General features: G+C 61.1%; 19 protein-coding genes. 2 read left to right on the forward strand and 17 right to left on the reverse strand.

The window, feature by feature from the left end; all coding sequences use genetic code 11:
• Window positions 1-125: 125 nt before the first annotated feature.
• On the reverse strand, window positions 126-2,741 hold the full coding sequence (pepN, locus tag ACGG9J_RS02875; protein WP_390133443.1) for an aminopeptidase N: 2,616 nt from the start codon (window positions 2,739-2,741) through the stop codon (window positions 126-128).
• Between the two features lie 213 nt (window positions 2,742-2,954).
• Here pepN and ACGG9J_RS02880 point away from each other — a divergent pair, with 213 nt between their 5' ends.
• Together ACGG9J_RS02880 and ACGG9J_RS02885 are read left to right on the forward strand one after the other, a co-directional pair.
• The gene (locus tag ACGG9J_RS02880) at window positions 2,955-3,713 is read left to right on the forward strand and encodes a lipase family protein (protein ID WP_390133445.1); all 759 of its coding nucleotides are present in this window, start codon (window positions 2,955-2,957) and stop codon (window positions 3,711-3,713) included.
• 115 nt (window positions 3,714-3,828) lie between these two features.
• Entirely contained in the window at window positions 3,829-4,896 is a 1,068-nt protein-coding gene (locus ACGG9J_RS02885; RefSeq protein WP_390133447.1) for a 2,3-butanediol dehydrogenase, read from the forward strand.
• A 106-nt stretch (window positions 4,897-5,002) separates the two neighbouring features.
• Here the strand turns inward: ACGG9J_RS02885 and ACGG9J_RS02890 are convergent, their stop codons facing one another.
• From ACGG9J_RS02890 to ACGG9J_RS02965, 16 genes are all read right to left on the reverse strand, one after another.
• On the reverse strand, window positions 5,003-6,901 hold the full coding sequence (locus ACGG9J_RS02890; protein WP_390135296.1) for a ribonuclease J: 1,899 nt from the start codon (window positions 6,899-6,901) through the stop codon (window positions 5,003-5,005).
• 41 nt (window positions 6,902-6,942) lie between these two features.
• A complete protein-coding gene (gene dapA, locus ACGG9J_RS02895; RefSeq protein WP_390133449.1) occupies window positions 6,943-7,854 on the reverse strand; it encodes a 4-hydroxy-tetrahydrodipicolinate synthase in 912 nt (303 codons plus the stop codon).
• A gap of 721 nt (window positions 7,855-8,575) precedes the next feature.
• Window positions 8,576-9,358 carry a hypothetical protein gene (locus ACGG9J_RS02900; RefSeq protein WP_390133451.1) on the reverse strand — a complete coding sequence of 261 codons (783 nt, stop codon included), beginning with the start codon at window positions 9,356-9,358 and terminating at the stop codon, window positions 8,576-8,578.
• On the reverse strand, window positions 9,358-10,662 hold the full coding sequence (locus ACGG9J_RS02905) for an FHA domain-containing protein (protein ID WP_390133453.1): 1,305 nt from the start codon (window positions 10,660-10,662) through the stop codon (window positions 9,358-9,360). The genes ACGG9J_RS02900 and ACGG9J_RS02905 overlap by 1 nt, the downstream gene beginning before the upstream one ends.
• Window position 10,663: 1 nt before the next feature.
• Window positions 10,664-11,083: a type III secretion system chaperone family protein gene (locus ACGG9J_RS02910; RefSeq protein WP_390133455.1), complete on the reverse strand. Its 420-nt coding sequence runs from the start codon at window positions 11,081-11,083 to the stop codon at window positions 10,664-10,666.
• A gap of 597 nt (window positions 11,084-11,680) precedes the next feature.
• A complete protein-coding gene (locus ACGG9J_RS02915) occupies window positions 11,681-12,250 on the reverse strand; it encodes a DUF805 domain-containing protein (protein ID WP_390133456.1) in 570 nt (189 codons plus the stop codon).
• 215 nt (window positions 12,251-12,465) lie between these two features.
• The gene (locus ACGG9J_RS02920) at window positions 12,466-13,146 is read right to left on the reverse strand and encodes a hypothetical protein (RefSeq protein ID WP_390133458.1); all 681 of its coding nucleotides are present in this window, start codon (window positions 13,144-13,146) and stop codon (window positions 12,466-12,468) included.
• Complete coding sequence (locus ACGG9J_RS02925; RefSeq protein ID WP_390133460.1) at window positions 13,143-13,946, reverse strand: hypothetical protein; 804 nt, start codon at window positions 13,944-13,946, stop codon at window positions 13,143-13,145. Before ACGG9J_RS02925 ends, ACGG9J_RS02920 begins: the two co-directional genes overlap by 4 nt.
• Before the next feature lie 230 nt (window positions 13,947-14,176).
• On the reverse strand, window positions 14,177-14,596 hold the full coding sequence (locus ACGG9J_RS02930) for a type III secretion system chaperone family protein (protein WP_390133455.1): 420 nt from the start codon (window positions 14,594-14,596) through the stop codon (window positions 14,177-14,179).
• 16 nt (window positions 14,597-14,612) lie between these two features.
• Window positions 14,613-15,137 carry a hypothetical protein gene (locus ACGG9J_RS02935; protein WP_390133462.1) on the reverse strand — a complete coding sequence of 175 codons (525 nt, stop codon included), beginning with the start codon at window positions 15,135-15,137 and terminating at the stop codon, window positions 14,613-14,615.
• A 33-nt stretch (window positions 15,138-15,170) separates the two neighbouring features.
• Complete coding sequence (locus ACGG9J_RS02940; RefSeq protein ID WP_390133464.1) at window positions 15,171-15,734, reverse strand: DUF805 domain-containing protein; 564 nt, start codon at window positions 15,732-15,734, stop codon at window positions 15,171-15,173.
• A gap of 298 nt (window positions 15,735-16,032) precedes the next feature.
• Window positions 16,033-16,740: a hypothetical protein gene (locus ACGG9J_RS02945; RefSeq protein WP_390133465.1), complete on the reverse strand. Its 708-nt coding sequence runs from the start codon at window positions 16,738-16,740 to the stop codon at window positions 16,033-16,035.
• 151 nt (window positions 16,741-16,891) lie between these two features.
• Window positions 16,892-17,602 carry a hypothetical protein gene (locus tag ACGG9J_RS02950; RefSeq protein ID WP_390133467.1) on the reverse strand — a complete coding sequence of 237 codons (711 nt, stop codon included), beginning with the start codon at window positions 17,600-17,602 and terminating at the stop codon, window positions 16,892-16,894.
• Between the two features lie 90 nt (window positions 17,603-17,692).
• Window positions 17,693-19,171, reverse strand: a complete 1,479-nt coding sequence (locus tag ACGG9J_RS02955) for a WXG100 family type VII secretion target (protein WP_390133469.1) — start codon at window positions 19,169-19,171, stop codon at window positions 17,693-17,695.
• 3 nt (window positions 19,172-19,174) lie between these two features.
• Window positions 19,175-19,789 carry a hypothetical protein gene (locus tag ACGG9J_RS02960; protein WP_390133471.1) on the reverse strand — a complete coding sequence of 205 codons (615 nt, stop codon included), beginning with the start codon at window positions 19,787-19,789 and terminating at the stop codon, window positions 19,175-19,177.
• On the reverse strand, window positions 19,782-20,105 hold the full coding sequence (locus ACGG9J_RS02965; RefSeq protein WP_390133472.1) for a hypothetical protein: 324 nt from the start codon (window positions 20,103-20,105) through the stop codon (window positions 19,782-19,784). The genes ACGG9J_RS02960 and ACGG9J_RS02965 overlap by 8 nt, the downstream gene beginning before the upstream one ends.

A 20,105-nucleotide genomic window follows, 5' to 3' on the forward strand; every position in this document is an offset into this window, starting at 1 on the left:
AACCCGGCTGCCGAGCCGCTGACGGCCCCGCCGATCCTCACGTACCATCCCTGCATGCAGGCGACAGATTCATTATGGACCCGCCCCTGACCCGTCGCCATTCGGGCTAGGGGCAGGTAGGGCGCTCAGCGCAGGCGCTCGTTGTATTCGCGGACCTTGAGGATGCGCCGGGACGACTCCGTGTTCTGGATGATCATTCCGCGCAGGGCCTTGGGGGCCTCGGCGTGGTCGGCCAGCCAGGCGTCGCCCGCCTTGACCAGGGCGGCCGGGTCGGCCTTGGTCGGGTAGAGCCCGCCTGCCGACAGGGGGTTGAGCAGGGTCTCCGCGATGTGGAAGGTCTTCTGAGTCCAGACCTCGTCCACGGCTGCAAAGAAGCGGTCCACGTAGGGCTCGAAGAGCTCCTGGTCTCCTGAGCCGGAGAAGCCGTCTGCGAGTGCCTCGATCTGAGAGTTGGTCAGGTCTTCGTTATGCAAGGCCTGATCCCAGGCCCAGGCCTTGGCCTCGGCCGTCGGACGGGCGGCCCGGGCGCCCATGGCGAACTCGCGGTTCTCCGTGGTGTCTCGAGCGTCCAGCTCCTGGTCGATCTCGCCGTCAGCCAGCAGGTCGTGGGCGGACAGGGCGTGGATGATCAGCCAGCGGGTGTTGTTGTCGATGGCCAGACCTTCCAGCTTCAGGTCGCCGCTCAGCAGGCCACGGGCGTGATCCTCGAAGTCGACGTCGTCCCCGTAGCCCAGGTAGGCGCGGACCAGCTGGAACTGCTCATCCGAGCCGGGCTGAGCCTTTATGGCCAGATCCCAGAGCGCGCTGGCCACCAGCTGCAGCATGGGCTGGCGGCGACGGGAGGCGGTGAAGTGGTGGGCAGCCGTGGAGATCTGAGACAGGGCGTAGCGGAAGGTGGTGGACTGGTGCTCGGTGGCCAGTGCCTTCAGGCTCAGGCTGATGAAGCGCTCAGCGGGGAATTGCGCATCCCGGGCCATGTCCCACAGGCTGAGCCAGACCACGGCCCGGGCCAGACGGTCCTCGATCCGGTAGAGGTTCTGCGTGGCATACTCCAGGGAGTCCTGGTCCAGACGCAGCTTGGCATAGGTCAGGTCGTCATCGTTGATCAGGATCAGGGCCGGACGCTTCTTGCCAACGACCTGGGGCACCTCGGCTCCCTGGCCGTCCAGATCCAGCTCGAATCGGTCTGTACGCGCCACCTTGCCGGACTGGTCCTCGTCGTAGAAGCCCACAGCCAAGCGGTGAGGACGCAGGACAGGATGCTCCTCGGGGGCGGTCTGGTCGATCCGCATGGCGGTGATGATCCCCTGCTCGTCGGTCTGCACCTGGCTGGTCAGCGTGGTGATGCCGGCCTCCTCAAGCCAGAGCCGGGACCAGCTGCCCAGGTCGCGGCCGCTGGTCTTCTCCAGTTCGGTCAGCAGATCCTTCAGGGTGGCGTTGCCATGGGCGTGGGCCGTCAGATAGTTGTGGATGCCCTGGAAGAAGCGATCACGGCCCACGTAGGCGACCAGCTGCTTCAAGACGGAACCGCCCTTGGCGTAGGTGATGCCGTCGAAGTTGACTTCGGTGTCATGCAGGTCGCGGATAGGGGCCACAACCGGGTGAGTGGTGGGCAGCTGATCCTCGGTCAGGGCCCAGCTCTTCTCGCCGGAGCAGAAGGTGGCCCAGTCGTCGGTCCACTCGGTGGCCTCGGCAGTGGCCAGGGTCGACATGAACTCGGCGAAGGACTCGTTCAGCCACAGGTCGTTCCACCACTTCATGGTCACCAGATCGCCGAACCACATGTGGGCCAGCTCGTGCAGGACGGTCTCCACGCGGCGGTTGATCTGGGCTCCGGTGGCCTTGGACTCGAAGACGTATGAGTCGCGGAAGGTGACCAGGCCGATGTTCTCCATGGCGCCCGCGTTGTATTCGGGCACGAAGATCTGGTCATACTTGGCCCAAGGGAAGGGCACGTCCCAGGTCTTGGCGTAGAAGGAGAAGCCCTTCTTGGTCACGTCGAAGAGGTATTCGGCGTCCCCGTCCAGGGAGTCCTTCAGCGCCTGGCGGCAGTACAGGCCCATGGGGATGGTCCGTCCGTCCTCGTTCCGGTACTCGCTGGTCCATTGGGCATAGGGGCCTGCGGCGAAGGCGGTCAGGTAGGAGCTCATGACCGGCGTGGTCTGGAAGACCCAGCGGGTCACACCCTCGGTGCGGCCGCCCTCCAGGGTTCCCCCGGCAGTGCGACTGTCCAGGTCCTGATGGGAGGCGGGAGGCATGTTGGACAGGACCGTCCAGGATGCGGGGGCATCCACGGTGAAGTCGAAGACGGCCTTGATGTCCGGCTGGTCGAAGACCGCGTAAACCCTGCGAGCGTCGGGCACCTCGAACTGGGAGTAGAGGTAAACGTTGCCATCCGAGGGGTCCACGCTGCGATGCAGACCCTCGCCTGTGCGCGAATAACGGCAGAGGGCCTCCACCCGCAGCTGGTTGTGCTCGCCCAGGTCGTTAAGCTCAATCCGGTCGTCCCGGAAGGCCAGGGCCGGGTCCAGGCGCTGGCCGTTGAGCTCGATCAGGCTGACCTGGTCGGCAATCAGATCCACAAAGGTGGACTCCCCCGGCCGGGCATCAAAGGCAATCAGGGCCGTGGAGGGGAAGGTGACAGGCCCCTTGGTCAGGTCCAGATGGACCTTGTAGCTGACATTGGATACGACGACGGCTCGCTCTTCGGCTTCCACACGAGTCAGATTGGCTCCGGGCATGAATTTCCTTTCACGCATGGATGCCGGTGCCCCCACCGGCATCGGCATAGGTCCTGTATGGATATGGCATGTCAAGTCTAATGCGGGCACCCGCCGACGGGCCAGAAGGACGGTTCCCCTCTTTTCTCACGGCGCAGTCCGGACGGGAATAGTCAGACGTCCAGGCGGTTGGTCATAGTTCATGCCTCATAAGCCTGGCAGAAAGGGAGCGCCATGCAAGTCCGGTCCGGATTTACCACACAGCAGCTCAACATGCTGTGCCAGTACTCCTACGGGATCGGCCGAGGGGATGTCAAGACCAGGCCAGGCCTGCACTGGTTCGAGGATCCAGACCTCGGCAGCTACTGGGTGCTGCGCTCCCGCTACTGCCCTGAAAACGGCTTCGAGGGGATGATCGCCGCCCGGAACCTTAAGGACGGTCCTGACTATACCCATTTGGCCGTGGTCTATGCAGGCACCAACCTGCGCGACGACCCACGCCACGACATCCATGCCGCGCTGACCTGCTTCCTGCCGCCGCTGAACGGGGAACCAGGACAGACGCAGCAGGCGGACATCCTGGCAAAGCAGGCGCTTGACTTGGCCAGGCGCCAGACAGGAACCGACCGCAAGGTGCTCTTTACCGGGCACAGCCTGGGCGGGGGCCTGGCCCTGATCCAGGCAGCGGAGCATGACCTGCCTGCCAAAGTCTTCTGCGCAGCTGACCCTTGGCGGGTACTGGACCAGGAACAGCGTCAGCGGGTGGCGCGCCACTACGGGGACGACAAATTCCTGGACTACCGTCTGGGCAACGACAAGGTGACCGGAACCGCCAACCGGCTGCTGAGCGGCCGGGCCGACCGAAGCGCCCGGGTGGTCTGGTGCGGCAAGGGACCCAGCAGGTTCGGCCACTGGCTGGGCGATTTCGATTTCGACCCGGGCGGCGAGGTCCTGGCTGAAGACCCGTTTTCCTTGGCATCATATCCGCGGTAATATGAAAATCGGGCGGTCTCCAACGAGGGAGCATCACCCGCCCGCAGGGAAGTCATGTTAGGTATTCGACTTCGTCCATGCAGGGCCTACACGCATATCAGAGAGGATATACGATATGAGAGCATTGATGTACTACGGCAAGGAAGACGTGCGACTGGAGGACGTGCCCGAGCCTGAGCTCAAGCCCGGGACGATCAAGATCCACCCCGCCTTCACCGGCATCTGCGGTTCCGACGTTCATCTGTACTACGACGGAGCAGTCAACGGCGGCGGGAATTCGCCCGACCATCCTCATCCCCTGACAGGCGAGACCCTGCCCGTGGTCTTCGGCCATGAGATCTCGGGAACCGTAGAGGCCATCGCCGACGACGTGCACACGGACATGAAGGTGGGCGACGCTGTTGTCGTCGAGGCCGAAATCGCATGCGGCGAATGCCCAGCCTGCAAGGCCGGCAACTATAATGACTGCGACAAGCTGGCCGGCATCGGCATCAACGGAGGCGGCGGCGGGCTGAGCGAGCATATCGTGGTTCCAGCAGAGCACGTCTTCCCCGTTGGCGACATCCCGCTGGACCAGGCTGCCATGATCGAGCCCTTCGCCGTGGCCCACCACGCCATCCGCGCCATGGATCCCCGCGAAGGTCAGACCGCAGTGGTCGGCGGCGCCGGGCCTGTTGGATTGCTCATCGGCACCATTCTGCGGGCAAAGGGAGTCCGGGTGATCATGTCCGAGCTCTCCTCGGCTCGCAAGGCGAAGGCCCTGCAGTCGCACTCGGCCGACATCGTGGTCGACCCCAGCAAGGAGGACCTGGCAGAGAGGGTCCGTCGCGAGACCGACGAAGCCGGGGCTGATCTGGCCTTCGATGCAGCCGGGGCCGAGCCTGTCGATCACCAGCTCTTGGCAGCCTTGAAGGCCACTGGCGGGCTCATGGTCGTAGCCCTGCATGGCAAGCCCATCACGCTGAACCTGACCAAGGAGCTGGGCTTCGGAGAGAAGTTCATCCGCGGCACTATGGGATACGCCAACGACCACGCCGATGCCATCAAGCTCATCCATGACCGGAACATCGACTTGTCCACCTTCATCACAGACCGGATCAAGGTCGAGGACATCGTGGATAAGGGCTTCCGTCAGCTGCGGGAGGACGCGGAAAACCACGTCAAGATCATCGTGAGCATGTAAGCGCTCCTGTCTGCCGATACGGGGACTGTCTACTGATAACACTGAAGGCTCCGGCCGTCCGTCTGGGCGGCCGGAGCCTTCAGTATCTGCATGCAGGCAGCGACAATCAGCCCTGCGGCTGCACGTCAGTGGCGATATCGGCCACCACGGGCACGATCATGGGCCGACGATGCAGCTTGCGGGAGATCCAGCCGCCCAGGGTACGGCGCATCATCTGCTGAAGCTGATAGGTTCCAGTGGTCCCCTTGGCCATGGCTTCCTCAAGCTGATCGACTATCTGGGCGCTGATGGACTTGAACTCGCTCTCATCCTCGGCCACAGCGTTCAGGTAGACCTTGGGACCGGAGACAACCTTGCTGGTTTCGGTGTCGACAACGGCGAAAGCGGAGACAAAGCCTTCAGTGCCCAGGATCCGACGCTGCTCCAGCTCGTCGTCGGTCAGCTGACCCACGGAGTCACCATCCACATAGACGTATCCGCAGGGCACGGATCCGACCACGGCGGCCTGACCATGGTAGAGGTCCACCACGTCGCCGTCCTCGGCCAAGACCACGTTTTGCGGATCCACTCCGGTCTTGACGGCAATCAGACCGTTGGCCACCAGGTGCCGGTTCTCGCCGTGGATGGGCATGGCGCACTTGGGCTGCACGATGTTGTAGAAGTGGAGCAGTTCGCCCTCATCGGAGTGGCCCGAGACATGGATGGCCGCATTGTCGCGGTTGACCACTTTGGCGCCCAGGCGCACCAGCTTGTTGATGACCTTGTAGACCTCGTGCTCATTGCCGGGGATCAGCGAGCTGGCCAGAATGACCGTATCGAACTCGTTGATGGTGATGTCACGGTGGGTCCCGTCGGCTATGCGGCCCAGAGCCGCCATGGGCTCGCCCTGGGAGCCGGTGCACATGTAGACGATCTTCTCGTCAGGGATGTTATGGGCGTCCTTAAGGTCGACCACGGTGTCCTCGGGCAGATGCAAGTAGCCCAGGTCCGAGGCGATCGACATGTTGCGGACCATGGACCGGCCGGCGAAGACCACCTTGCGGCCGAACTTGTGGGCGGCGTCAACCACCTGCTGCACCCGGTGGACGTGGCTGGAGAAGGAGGCCACGATGATCTTGCGCTGGGCCTCGGCAAAGGCCTTGTCCAGGGCGGGAGCGATGGAAATCTCGGGCTTGACGAAGCCAGGGACCTCGGCGTTGGTCGAATCGACCATGAGCAGGTCCACGCCGGACTCGCCCAGCTTGCCGAACTCCCGCAGGTCAGTCAGCCTGTGGTCCAGAGGCAGCGGATCGATCTTCATGTCGCCGGTGTCGATGATATGACCCGCCGGGGTGCGCACAGACACAGCCAGGGCGTCAGGGATGGAGTGGGTGACCGCCACGAACTCCAGGTTGAAGGGGCCCACCTTAAGCTTGTCACGCCCCTTGACCTCCACCTCGGTGGGCCTGAGATGATGCTCCTCGCACTTGGCATCCACAAACCCCAAAGTCAGCTTCGAACCAATCAAAGGAATATCAGGACGCAGCTTCAGCAAATAAGGCACACCCCCAATATGATCCTCATGCCCATGCGTCAACACCAGAGCATCCACCTGATCCAGCTTGCCCCTGATATAACTGAAATCAGGCAGAATCAAATCCACCCCCGGCTGCTCCTCCTCCGGAAACAGCACCCCGCAGTCAATCAGCAGAATATGACCATCATACTCGACCACATTCATATTACGGCCGATCTCACCCAAACCACCCAGCGGAACAATACGCATGGAACCCTTGCGATACTTCGGAGGAGCCACCAGACGCTGCTCAGCCTGAGTACCCTTGCCACGAGCAATAACACCACTGCGGCGTCCTCGGGATTCACTCCGGGACCTGCCTGTGTTCTGCTTGCCATTTCTGGCGGACGACCGTGAGCTCGTCTTGGCGGCGGACCGCCGATTTCTGCTCTTGCCGGTCGTGTTTGATTCTTCTTGTTTTCTTGCCATTGTCACTTGTGTTTCTATTATCTGTACCCCCGTCTGATACAGGGGCGACGCTTGGTTGCTTGTCAGGAGCGCATCAGCCCTGCGGCCTTCATGCCTTTCTCGGCTTGGATCAGCTGGTCCTTGCCAGGCCCAAGATTAGGGAGCCTCATCGTCGTGCTGTCCAAGACGCCGGCCACTTTCAAAGCGGCCTTGGCCATGACTGCCTGCTGCCCTTGGCCGTTCATCGCCCGCACTAGTGGCGCCAGGGTGGTCGACAACCTTTGCGCCCCTTTCAGGTCGCCTTGATCGAACCGAGTCGCCAGGTCCTGCATAGGACCGCTGGCCACATGGGCCATGACCGATATGACACCGACGGCACCCAAGGCCAGGAAGGGCAGGTACAGCCCGTCATCGCCGGAGTACCAGATCAGCCCCGTCTCCTTGCGCTTGATGGGAACTGCGGCCAGGTCACCAGTGGCATCCTTGACTGCCTCGACATGCGGCAATTCAGCAAGACGACGGTAGGTATCCACAGTCACGTGCAACCCGGTGCGGCCAGGCACATCGTAGAGCATGATGGGACGATCCGCAGACCGGCAGACGGACCTGAAATGCGCTACAACCCCATCCTGGGAGGGTCTGGAGTAGTAAGGCATGACCACCAGGAGCGCATCCGCCCCGGCTTCCTGGGTCATCTCGGTCATGCGGACCGTGTGGGCTGTGTCATTGGAGCCCGCACCCGAGATGACCGGCACGTCCACCGAATCCTTTACGGCTCGTACCAAATCGACTTTCTCTTCCATGTGGGTGGCCGGAGATTCGCCGGTGGTGCCGTTGACCAGCAACCCATCCGCACCATCAGCGACAAGCCTGCGGGCCAGATTGCCAGCGGCCTCAAAATCCACGGACCCGTCATGGTTCATGGGAGTGACCATGGCCGGCACGACCCGCCCGAACGGGGCCTTGTCCAACAGATGGGTTTGGAGCTCAGACATACTTCAACGCTACTTGCAGACGGGGACTCATCACTCTCGCGACACCCTTTCCCCCTGTCAGTCTTGGACAAGCAACGTGCGCCGGACCTCCACGATCCCTGCCCAAATTGACAAGAGGGGAAAGAGACGGTCCCCAGTAGCATAAGCCGAATGGCAGGCAACCAGCCGCCAGCATCCAGAATCCGGAGGACAGCGTGGTCTACGCAAGGCACTGCATCATGGGAGCGGTCCAGGCATGGTTGAATGGGCTGGCCCTGGCAAGGGTGCAGGCACAGAAAAATCCTGGGTTCCCTGATTCTTGCCCGAGCGGGGTTCCACAATGCAGCCCTGATGTATGCTGAGTCCAGTTTGAATGCGGAACCCGTCCGGCCGCTCTTCAGCCGCCAGGATGCCACCGGCAAAGCAATGCCGGGCTAGCCATCGATGACCAAGACCGGTGTGCTCTTTTCATCGGGCCCCTTGAGCCTGGCTGCCGTCAACTCTTGAACAGCTGCAAGAATCCGATCCGGATCCACCTGTCTGTGTTCGTCCATGTCTTCATGGGTAAGCTTTAGGCTGGTCCCTATGGTTGACAGTCGTCACCACCCCATCCGTTATACGCATGCCTATGAATCAATCAACTGGAAAACGAGCGCCCGCCTTCCACGCTGCGCGTTCGATCCGTGCCTATCCATCCCCTGGCACTACGCAGCCAAGCAGAGACCAGCATCCCGGGGCAAGCTCATTGCTGATCCTGTCCGGCGGTGCCGCCGCGCGCCAGGGCGGCCACCAGGGTCATCAGGTCGAAGATCAGCGCCCAGGCCGCCAGCCACTCGAAGGAGGCGTCACGATCGTCGCCCGCGCAATAGTCGATCGCCCACAGGTCCTGCAGAAACCACAAGGCGCCCGTCGCGCCCACCGCCACGCACCAAGGCAGGCACGACCATGGGGAGCCCCCGAACAGCAGGCACAGCATCCACGACGGCACCACGCACGACACCGCCGAAGCCGCCCACGCCGCCACACGGCCGCGCACCCGATCCGACACGAACCGCAGCCAGGTCACCGCAGCCGCCACCAGCACAGCCACCGAAACCAGCACCCAGCGCATCACCCCCGGATACGCGCCGGTAACCGCGCCGAACGCCACCCCCCAGCAGGGCATCAGCGGCATCGTCAGCGCCAGGCACCAGAACCCCGGACGCCCCCCACGGCTCTCGAACCGGCCCAAAAACCACGCCATCGCAAAAATGGAGAACAGGCCCACCAGAAGAAACAGAGCAAAACGGTACCGCACCCACTGCTCATCCTGGTCGTACAGGAAGGCCCAGCCCGGCACAAACCCCGCCAGGAAGGCCGCCCCGTACACCGCCAGCTTGCGCACCACCCCGGCACGGGAAAAGGCACGCTCCCCCGCAGGCGCATGACGCGCACACCCCGCCACCCGCGACATGACCGAAGACGCGCTCTGCAGCCAGGACCTCCCCGCAGGAAGCCGCAAGGAACCGGAAACACCACCAGCCATCACACACCACCTCCCAGACCAGAGGAAGAGGAACCGCTCCACGTTCCCGTAGTCCCTTCGCGGTCAAGCTCCTCGATCATGAAGTCAGAATCAGCAAGAGAGAAGGTGCCCGAGGGGCCGACAGGCGCAGTTTCACCAGGGGCGAGCAGACGGCCGGACACCCTGGTTCCATTGGAGGAATGCCGGTCTGTTATCTCGAATCCACCACCAGGAAGGCGGCTGATTTGGGCATGTATCCTGCTGACGTTCATGTTGCCGCCCATATGGATGTCAGCCTGGGCGGATCTCCCTATGGTGGCCGTATCCTGGCTGCAATCCACTCGGCATCCATCCCGGATTCTGGTGACACGGAAGCGGGGCCTCCCGCTCATGTTGAGGCTGGTAGGCCCCTCATCGCCGGAAACACCGGAGGCCTCACCCGTCCCGCGCATATCCCGGTCAGGATGAGGGGATATCCCTAGAACGGTGTCCCCACCATTGCCCTCATACGAAAGTCGAATTCCCGGATTGCCATCAGGTTCCAGAACTCGATCCCCAGAGGAAGCCTCCGCGGCAGCTCCCTCCTCCGGTAGTTTGAGAATCGTTTCCGAGTAGCGTTCATCCTCCTCTCCATGGGATTCACCCGCATGATCCCCGGTCGGATTCGTAACGGATGGGCCCGCCCCAGCACCAACCTTGCTACGGGATTCAGAGCCCGAGGAGGCGGTGCTGGCGTCATCAACCCCTGGCAGGGTCCGGGACCTGCCCGTCGGGAGGATCGATGCCAGCATGACATGGTAGGCATCCGCATTGAACACCCTGCTAGTTTGCACGAACGCCTCAACCGATCGAGACCACTCCGGATGCCCAAAAGCGCCAGTGTCGACCTTGCTGAGCCTGAAAAGCAAGGAAAGGGGACTGGCATCGAAGCGGGGCCCATCGACGATAGGAACCTGAATCATTCGCGGAACCGTGTCATCACCGGCAAAGTACAGATAATCCTGATGCCAGAGCACCGTCTGCAGGACCGCGCGCTCCTCTGCGCACACCCGCGCCACATCCTCTATGGCCTGCAAGACCCCGGCATACCGGTCAGCAGCCATGCCATGCCGCAGAACACGGCCCAGGGATGTGGCTCCGGTCAAATCATAGTAGAACCTGGCTTCTCGCAATTCCCCCTCATAAGCGAAAGGAAGCAGGTAATCCGTATATCTTCCTGAGAGCAGAACCTGCGCCAGCGTCAGGTCAGGCATCTCGCCCCGGGTGGGGCTTACCGCCAGCGTGCACGCTCCGGAACCACGGTCACGCCTGACCCTGCACCTCACCCTAGGCCATCCTTATCCTCGACAGCTGCCCCTGGGCAAAACCAAGGAAACCATCCGAACCCGCCATAGCATATTTCATCAGACGATCGAACTGGCCATCATCCATGCCGCCCTGGCAGTTCACCACCAACAACGTGCAGAAGACCAGGCCTCCCTCGGAACTCTGCAAATAGGCAGCCGGCCCCTCATAATCCCGGTTCCAGGCATTGCAGCAATCCTCAAGCAAATCATGCTGGCCATCCGGATGACTGCCCCGCTCAGTGCCACGAACCACCAGATACTCATCATGCTCGCCACGCACACTGAAATCAAGCAGGACATTCCCCCACAAACCCACCCAGGACTGCGCATAATACTCGACACGGTAACCCTGGGCATCCAACCACCGCTTGATCCGGCCATTATCAACCACGGACCTCATCGGCTGACCCATTTGCTCAAGCCCCTCTTCCGTATGGTGCATTCGGTATACGTATCGGATCCGGGCACTGCTCATTCACCCAAGCATAAAGATTCTGCACGAGATAGACGGAATCATCAAGACGCTGTCCCAATACCTCATCCCGCTCGTCGCACATGATCTGCCCGACACCCACTATCCTGACGGCCTGGTTCTGCTCCAAGGAAGGCTCAGTGGCATAAGCCTTGAGATATCCAACCGATCGGTTCCAATCAGCACAGACACTCACCGCATCCCGATACCTAGCAGAACTGAACCCCCGGCTCCACAAACTCCTGAAACCAATAGAATCCAGAACAGCGTCAGCGTATGCAGCACCTCGCCCTCAAACAGGTTGGCCAGAACCGACTCGCCGCCGACATCAATGAAAACGGCACGCCCTTCTAGCTGAGCATCTTAGCCAGGCGGGCTAGAGGGGACGGGAACCCTGCCGGCAGTTTCTCATTCAACGTCAGCGAGCCGCGCATCGTCGATTCCGGTCTTGTACCAGCACCGTCCATGCTGGTCTCTTTCCATCTGACATCGTCGGGATTCGTTCTTTCCTGTTACAGCAGGGGATCACTGTCCGTTCGGGTCCCCTGGGTACTGCGCTGTGCCAGTCTGACTTGCACTGAGGCTTCCGTTAGCGACGACTGGATGGCGGCGACGCGATGGGGCGCACATGATGACCAACCGGACGACCACGGCCAGAAGGAGGATGATGATCCCCAGGGGCGAAGGGGCAGACGGATCCAGCCCTTTTAAGGTATCCGATACCATTGAACCGGCAATCAGACCCACGCCCACCACCATCAGCGCGTAGGGGACAAGCGCCAGCCACCCCGACAGGGCCAGGTCATGCAGGCGCCGCACCGTCAGAGCATACATGGGCACCAGCACCGCCAAGGAGAACAGCCCCGGTATGACGGCCAAGAGACCCGAAGAGAACCAGTGGGTCAGGAAGGTATCCAAGACCCAGACGAACGCGGCGAAAACCCATATCTCCTTGCGGCAGGAACGCCCCTTCCCCCTCGCATACAGGTAGAAGGGCCGTTCCATGCACTCCTGCATGGTCGCATCGTACATGGGCTCGTACCCCTTCATCACATCCACACGAGGCGGCCTCTTCGAGAGCAAGGCACTAGCCATAATTTTCACCTTCCCTTTCTTCATAAACCCGTCCCGACAGTCCGTCGGGACGGAATACCCGATACCGGCATCAACGGAAGCACACCCACGGTGCAGCCCGCCGTGCGACATCATCGGCCGACATCATCGTCATCTTTGGAGGCTCCCAGGAGGGAGGCGATCAGCATGATCAGATTGAACACCAGCGCCCAAGCCGCCAGCCACTCGAAACCGCGTCACGATGCGTGCTCGCGCATTCCCCGATCGCCCGCATGTCCAGCACAAACCACAAGGCGCCGACAATACCCACCACGCGGCACCAGAACAAGGACGCGCCAGCAGACCCCGTCGCCTTGGCCAGCATCCAGGATGGCACCACACACAATACCACCATCGCCGCCCACGACACGAACCCGTTGCGCACCAGCCGCATCACCACCGGAAACACCAACACCCCCAACAACCACCAGCACAGCCACCGACACCAGGACCCACCGGAACACGCCACCCGAGTAGCGGGCGCCGGAACCCGGTATGACGCCGAACCCCGGAGCGAACGGAAGCGACAACACCACAAACCAAGGCCCCGGACGCCCCTTCCCATCCTCATACCGCCCCAACAGGATAGCCACAGCAGCTATGGATAACAGAGCAAGCAGCACCCCTTGACCTATTCGTATGCGGATCCAATCCTGGTCCTGGTCAAACAGGAGGAACCATCCGCAGGCGAACGCGGCCGCATAGGTCAACGCGTACAGCACCGTCTTCCACAGGACCCCGCCCAAGGAGAATTCACGAGAACCAGGCCGCGCATGCGGGACACTCCCGACCACACGCGACATGACCGACGACAGGACAAACGCATCAACCCGATCCTCAGCGCCACCCGACACCCCGCCGCTCGACTCAGGCATCATCGGCTGGCATCGTCGTCATCTTTGGAGGCCCCCAGGAGGGAGGCGATCAGCATGATCAGATCGAACACCAGCGCCCAAGCCGCCAGCCACTCGAAAGCCGCATCACGATGCGTGCTCGCGCACTTCCCGATTGCCCACATGTCAAGCACGAACCACAAGGCGCCGACAATACCCACCACGCAGCACCAGAACAAGGACGCGCCAGCCGACCCCGTCGCCTTGGCCAGCATCCAGGACGGCACCACACACAACACCACCATCGCCGCCCACGACACGAACCCGTTGCGCACCAGCCGCATCACCACCGGAAACACCGACACCCCAACAACCACCAGCACAGCCACCGACACCAAAACCCACCGGAACACGCCACCAGAATTGCGGCCAATGGACCCGAATAAGACGCCGAACCCCGGAGCAAACGGAAGCGACAACACCACAAACCAAAGCCCCGGACGCCCTTTCCCATCCTCATACCGCCCCAACAGCTCAAACACCGCAAATGCGGAAAAAATAGAAAGTAGCGCCACTTGCCCTTGGCGCATGCGCACCCAATCCTGGTTGCTGTCGGCTAGGAAGTACCATCCGCAGGCGAACGCGGCCACATAGGTCAACGCGTACAGCACCATCTTCCACAGGACCCCGCCCAGAGAGAACTCACGAGAACCAGGCCGCGCATGCGGGACGCTCCCGACCACACGCGACATGACCGACGACAGGACATACGACGCATCAACCCGATCCTCAGCGCCACCCGACACCCCGCCGGCACCAACACGCCCGCCGCTCGACTCAGACATCACCACCACTCATCCTTCGCCCTACACCAGCGCAAGCACGGACCCCAAAGACCCGCCCATCGGCGAGAAAGGCTTCAAATAACCAAAGCCCTCAGACACCGGCGCCCTCCGTATATCTTCCTGAGAGCAGAACCTGCGCCAGCGTCAGGTCAGGCATCTCGCCCCGGGTGGGGCTTACCGCCAGCGTGCACGCTCCGGAACCACGGTCACGCCTGACCCTGCACCTCACCCTAGGCCATCCTTATCCTCGACAGCTGCCCCTGGGCAAAACCAAGGAAACCATCCGAACCCGCCATAGCATACTTCATCAGACGATCGAACTGGCCATCATCCATGCCGCCCTGGCAGTTCACCACCAACAACGTGCAGAAGACCAGGCCTCCCTCGGAACTCTGCAAATAGGCAGCCGGCCCCTCATAATCCCGGTTCCAGGCATTGCAGCAATCCTCAAGCAAATCATGCTGGCCATCCGGATGACTGCCCCGCTCAGTGCCACGAACCACCAGATACTCATCATGCTCGCCACGCACACTGAAATCAAGCAGGACATTCCCCCACAAACCCACCCAGGACTGCGCATAATACTCGACACGGTAACCCTGGGCATCCAACCACCGCTTGATCCGGCCATTATCAACCACGGACCTCATCGGCTGACCCATTTGCTCAAGCCCCTCTTCCGTACGGTGCATTCGGTATACGTATCGGATCCGGGCACTGCTCATTCACCCAAGCATAAAGATTCTGCACGAGATAGATGGCATCATCAAGACGCTGTCCCAATACCTCATCCCGCTCGTCGCACATGATCTGCCCGACACCCACTATCCTGACGGCCTGGTTCTGCTCCAAGGAAGGCTCAGTGGCATAAGCCTTGAGATATCCAACCGATCGGTTCCAATCAGCACAGACACTCACCGCATCCCGATACCTAGCAGAACTGAACCCCCGGCTCCACAGACTCCTGAAACCAATAGAATCCAGACTTTTGCTCATTACAAAAATAATGCCGCAATCGACCAGCGGCACTAGTACAGGGCCACCGCTTACATTGACGTACGAGGGTATCCCCCGCTGAGTGAGCAGTCGTATTATGCGGGCAACGGGAGTTGGAAGGCCTTGCAATAATTGCTCATCCACACTCATCCCAGCGGTTTCCTGTCCTTCCGCATCCGCAGCAGTATCACTCATCCCAATCTCCTTATATAAATCCACCCGTGCAGGCTACTCATTCCAAGGTCGGGGCATACCCGACTGGTTCACTCCCGCCACTATTGCCCCGTTGTCAATTGCCCCGTTGTCAAAGGACGGACGGCGATAACGGGAAGGCGTGCACATGATGACCAGCTGAATCACCATCGACACGAGCAGCGGGATGACAGCCAAAAGCAAAGGACCGCCACCTATGGTGAACATTCGAGATTTCACCATTCCAATCGTAGCTATAACCATAAGACCGTACGGAATCAAAGTCAGCCATCCCGGCAGCAATAAATCATGCAGACGCCGCACCTCCAGTGCATACTCTGGCACCACCATGATCAGGTCGAAGACCAGGGGAATGAGAGCCCAGGACCCCCCGCCGCATACCTTACTCAGGCCCTGCTCTGCAATTGATAGAACGATGAAGAACACCCATATCTCCTTGCGGCACGATCTCCCCCGCCCCCGGGCAAACAGGTAGAACGGCCGCTGCAGACATTCTCGAAATGTAGCGTCATACATGGGTTCGAAACCCTTCATCTTTGCCACACGAGGCGGTCTATTTTCAAACAAGGCAACAGCCATGGTCCCTTTCCTCCCATGCAATTCGAGCGGCCAACCAGAACAGATTCCGCCGCAACCAACCTCATTGTCGACAACCAGCGTACATTGCATTACGGCTGTAGACATCGTTCACGTTAGGCCTGAAGCCCAGCAAATGCCCGGACGATTCCTTATACTACAGGACTACAGGACCCCACTTGCCGCCGCGCAGCAGCAAATGAAACAGCCGGCATCCAACCCGACTGCGGCCAGGCAGACCACATGCACGACAGGCACGTCAAAAGCCCAAAAACCTTCCCTTCCCTTACCAGCAATGCCCTCATTGATCCTGTGCGGCGGTGCTGCCGCGTGCCAGGGCGGCCACCAGGGTCATCAGGTCGAAGATCAGCGCCCAGGCCGCCAGCCACTCGAAGGAGGCATCACGGTCGTCGCCCGCGCAATAGTCGATCGCCCACAAATCCTGCAGAAACCACAAGGCGCCCGTCGCGCCCACCGCCACGCACCAAGGCAGGCACGACCATGGGGAGCCCCCGAACAGCAGGCACAGCATCCACGACGGCACCACGCACGACACAGCCGAAGCCGCCCACGCCGCCACACGGCTGCGCACCCGATCCGACACGAACCGCAGCCAAGTCACCCCGGCAACCACCAGCACAGCCACCGACACCAGCACCCAGCGCATCACCCCCGGACTCTCGCCGGTAATCGCGCCGAACGCCACCCCCCAGCAGGGCATCAGCGGCATCGTCAGCGCCAGGCACCAGAACCCCGGACGCCCCCCACGGCTCTCGAACCGGCCCAAAAACCACCACATCGCAAAAATGGAGAACAGGCCCACCAGAAGAAACAGAGCACAACGGTCGCGCACCCACTGCTCCTCCTGGTCGTACAGGAAGGCCCAGCCCGGCACAAACCCCGCCAGGAAGGCCGCCCCGTACACCGCCAGCTTGCGCACCACGCCCGCACGCGAAAAGGCACGCTCACCCGCAGGCGCATGACGCGCGCACCCCGCCACCCGCGACATGACCGAAGACGCCCTCTGCAGCCAGGACCTCCCCGCAGGAAGCCGCAAGGAACCGGAAACACCAACAGCCATCACACACCACCCTCCCGCTCAAAGCATCGAATCCGCCGCTTCGCCCGCCAAGCCAAGAACCGGCGCAGCCGGAGCAAGCTCATTGCTGATCCTGTCCGGCGGTGCTGCCGCGTGCCAGGGCGGCCACCAGGGTCATCAGGTCGATGATCAGCGCCCAGGCCGCCAGCCACTCGAAGGAGGCGTCACGGTCGTCGCCCGCGCAATAATCGATCGCCCACAAATCCTGCAGAAACCACAAGGCGCCCGTCGCGCCCACCGCCACGCACCAGGGCAGGCACGACCATGGGGAGCCCCCGAACAGCAGGCACAGCATCCACGACGGCACCACGCACGACACAGCCGAAGCCGCCCACGCCGCCACACGGCTGCGCACCCGATCCGACACGAACCGCAGCCAAGTCACCCCGGCAACCACCAGCACAGCCACCGACACCAGCACCCAGCGCATCACCCCCGGATACGCGCCGGTCATCGCGCCGAACATCACCCCCCAGCAGGGCATCAGCGGCATCGTCAGCGCCAGGCACCAGAACCCCGGACGCCCCCCACGGCTCTCGAACCGGCTCAAAAACCACCACATCGCAAAACCCGAAAACAGGCCTGCCAGGCCGAACTGTATACAACGGTCGCGCACCCACTGCTCCTCCTGGTCGTACAGGAAGGCCCAGCCCGGCACAAACCCCGCCAGGAAGGCCGCCCCGTACACCGCCAGCTTGCGCACCACGCCCGCACGGGAAAAGGCACGCTCCCCCGCAGGCGCATGACGCGCGCACCCCGCCACCCGCGACATGATCGAAGACGCCCTCTGCAGCCAGGACCTCCCCGCAGGAAGCCGCAAGGAGCCGGAAACACCATCAGCCATCACACACCATCCTCCCGCTCAAAGCATCGAATCCGCCGCTTCGCCCACCAGGCCAAGAACCGGCGCAACCGGAGCAAGCAGGCCGGCCCACTCCGTCAGGTCGGCCCCGAATCCGGTCTTGCCCTCAGCCTTATGGTCTTCGACACGCCTTTCTGCATCAATCATATCCTTGACCACATTCTTCATAGCATCTGCGCGCAAATCCCTACGGCTTGCATCCAGCCCATACCGCATTATCGTCGCAGCATCCGCCGGATTGAAGACCCCGTACAGATCGCTTTTCTCCAGCAACCATTTCCAATCATGTGGCAATAAGCCCCATAACTGATAATCATTGAATAGGCGGGTCGCTTCCTTTTCCGGCCCATCAGGAAGGGCCCTAAAGAATTCAAAAAGCTTCTCCTTGGGCTGGTTGGCGAAGCCGCTATTCTCAAGCAATTTATAATTGCTCTGTCTCATTGCGGCATCAATATCCGTGACCATGCCGGAATTGCGGCCGTACGAATTCAGCCCGCCGATCACCCGCTGATACATCGGCAATCCCTTTGACTCAGTGAAAAACCGCAAACCAGCAGCGCTCTGTTTCCCTAAAACACCTGGCGCACCAGCCAAAAACATTGAGAGAAGACCAAGCCCTACTTGCAACAGATTTTCATCTCCGTGGCTATAAGCGAGAAGATCATTTAGAAAGCCTGTGGCGGCCAGCGCAAAAGCAAGCAATCCGAGTATGCCACCAGGCCCCAAAAATAGCATCGCTACGGTAACAACCAAGTTGGCGATCTCCGCGACTTTGACGATCGTCCGCCAGGTATCGCTGTAATAGACACGATCGAATACCGAGACGGGCGGCAAATCGTCCAGGGCCCCATTCAGCCCGCGGGCAGCGATCTCGGCGTCGTTATTGTACTCGCCGCCAGCCTTGATAACATCACGACGGGCTCTATCATACGAATCCAGCGCACCATTCCACTGACTGCGGAAGGAATCCACCTGCCCCTGGGCGGCATCGACACGGCGCTGCGCCCGTCGCACATCCGCATCATCGCCAACCACACCCAGCGTACGCTTCACCACCTGCAGAGCCATGCCGGCATTGGCCGCGTCGCCGAGAGCCCTATCCAGCTTTGAGTTCGCATCGGAGGCCCTGTTCTTGGCCTCCACCGCCCGATTATAGGCATTGCCGGCCCTGTGCTGGCAATCCTCCATGCAGTAGGACCACGAATCCAGGGTCTGAGAAATCGTGTTCAATCCAGTCGACAAGCTGGAAAGATTGCTGGGAAAATCGTCCAGCTTGGAGATAAACTTGTCCGCCGCCTTGCCAACGAACACCGATCTATTGTCGTGACCGGACCTGATTCGGCTCACATCGTCTCTAAGGGAATCCACCGTTGAAGCCTTCGACCTTGCCTTGGCGGCACACTGCCTGACCCCGGCCGGATCCCCGGGCACAGGATCCATGTATAGCTCGATCTCGGACCAGTCAAGATTCAAACTCATCTGTCAACGCCCTCTCTCAAGCCATACCGACAATGTACCGGTGATCAAATCGAACAATTCAAATAACTGATCCTCCACATCAGAGGAAAAGGTGAACCCCACCACCATGACCACACGGCCTCCAAAAGGAACAAAAGTCTGCAGGACCGAATACTTGAGAGGCCGGGAGCCCTCGCCCGGATGCAAGGTGCGATGCCCCAGAACCCGCACCGCCCTTCCCGCCCGTGGTAGATTGATCATCGAAACATCCGACTCGTCATCACCATCCGAATCCTCATCATTCTCGTGGACCGTAGCAGATATCGCCTCGAAAACAGATTCATCGTCGTGATGAGGAGGCTCGGGAAGAATCGAGACGGTTATCGAAGCATCCAGAATCCCATCGGCAGTGGGCTGCGCCATTGCGGCCCCATACCGCACGCCTTTCGCCCAAGAGGATGTGAGCTCACGGTAGAGCCTGTCCTCTATCACTTTCCTTTTGCCCGCCAAAGCCGGTATCTGCTCCACTGCTCTCTGAGCCTGGACGCGCGCGTATTCCCGCCTCCCCTTTCCGGTAAGATCCATCCGCTCCCAGCCATCAGGGATCGCCATGCTGAAGTGGATGCCTTGCTCAGCCACGGTGCATCGCCTCAGCATTCGAACCGGAGTTGAGCATCTGACCAGCCTGGCCCCCTAGCCTGTCGTCCGCATCGCGGAACTCCTCGACCACATTGTCAAGCATCGATCCAAGGTCACCCGCCTTCCTGGAATATTTACGGCTCAGCGTATGCAAACGGGTTATGCAATCAGCATACGCCTTGCTCACTGAAGGATGGCCCATGCAATCCGAATCGGCTTCGGCACCCGTAAAATCACCAATCGTCTCTTCAATATTCTTCAGGACGCTAGAAGCCTTGCTGAGTTCATCATACGAAATTTTGAGCTCGTCAGCCAT

Origin of the sequence: Bifidobacterium apicola (assembly GCF_042846865.1) — a bacterium.
GTDB classification, from domain to species: Bacteria; Actinomycetota; Actinomycetes; order Actinomycetales; family Bifidobacteriaceae; genus Bombiscardovia; species Bombiscardovia apicola.

Bases quoted from the DNA above. Each gene is read 5' to 3' on its own strand.
- pepN (WP_390133443.1), bottom strand. From the start codon at position 2,741: ATGCCCGGAGCCAATCTGACTCGTGTGGAAGCCGAAGAGCGAGCCGTC.
- ACGG9J_RS02880 (WP_390133445.1), top strand. From the start codon at position 2,955: ATGCAAGTCCGGTCCGGATTTACCACACAGCAGCTCAACATGCTGTGC.
- ACGG9J_RS02885 (WP_390133447.1), top strand. From the start codon at position 3,829: ATGAGAGCATTGATGTACTACGGCAAGGAAGACGTGCGACTGGAGGAC.
- dapA (WP_390133449.1), bottom strand. From the start codon at position 7,854: ATGTCTGAGCTCCAAACCCATCTGTTGGACAAGGCCCCGTTCGGGCGG.
- ACGG9J_RS02900 (WP_390133451.1), bottom strand. From the start codon at position 9,358: ATGGCTGGTGGTGTTTCCGGTTCCTTGCGGCTTCCTGCGGGGAGGTCC.
- ACGG9J_RS02910 (WP_390133455.1), bottom strand. From the start codon at position 11,083: ATGAGGTCCGTGGTTGATAATGGCCGGATCAAGCGGTGGTTGGATGCC.
- ACGG9J_RS02915 (WP_390133456.1), bottom strand. From the start codon at position 12,250: ATGGCTAGTGCCTTGCTCTCGAAGAGGCCGCCTCGTGTGGATGTGATG.
- ACGG9J_RS02920 (WP_390133458.1), bottom strand. From the start codon at position 13,146: ATGATGCCTGAGTCGAGCGGCGGGGTGTCGGGTGGCGCTGAGGATCGG.
- ACGG9J_RS02925 (WP_390133460.1), bottom strand. From the start codon at position 13,946: ATGTCTGAGTCGAGCGGCGGGCGTGTTGGTGCCGGCGGGGTGTCGGGT.
- ACGG9J_RS02930 (WP_390133455.1), bottom strand. From the start codon at position 14,596: ATGAGGTCCGTGGTTGATAATGGCCGGATCAAGCGGTGGTTGGATGCC.
- ACGG9J_RS02935 (WP_390133462.1), bottom strand. From the start codon at position 15,137: ATGAGTGATACTGCTGCGGATGCGGAAGGACAGGAAACCGCTGGGATG.
- ACGG9J_RS02940 (WP_390133464.1), bottom strand. From the start codon at position 15,734: ATGGCTGTTGCCTTGTTTGAAAATAGACCGCCTCGTGTGGCAAAGATG.
- ACGG9J_RS02945 (WP_390133465.1), bottom strand. From the start codon at position 16,740: ATGTCGCGGGTGGCGGGGTGCGCGCGTCATGCGCCTGCGGGTGAGCGT.
- ACGG9J_RS02950 (WP_390133467.1), bottom strand. From the start codon at position 17,602: ATGTCGCGGGTGGCGGGGTGCGCGCGTCATGCGCCTGCGGGGGAGCGT.
- ACGG9J_RS02955 (WP_390133469.1), bottom strand. From the start codon at position 19,171: ATGAGTTTGAATCTTGACTGGTCCGAGATCGAGCTATACATGGATCCT.
- ACGG9J_RS02965 (WP_390133472.1), bottom strand. From the start codon at position 20,105: ATGGCTGACGAGCTCAAAATTTCGTATGATGAACTCAGCAAGGCTTCT.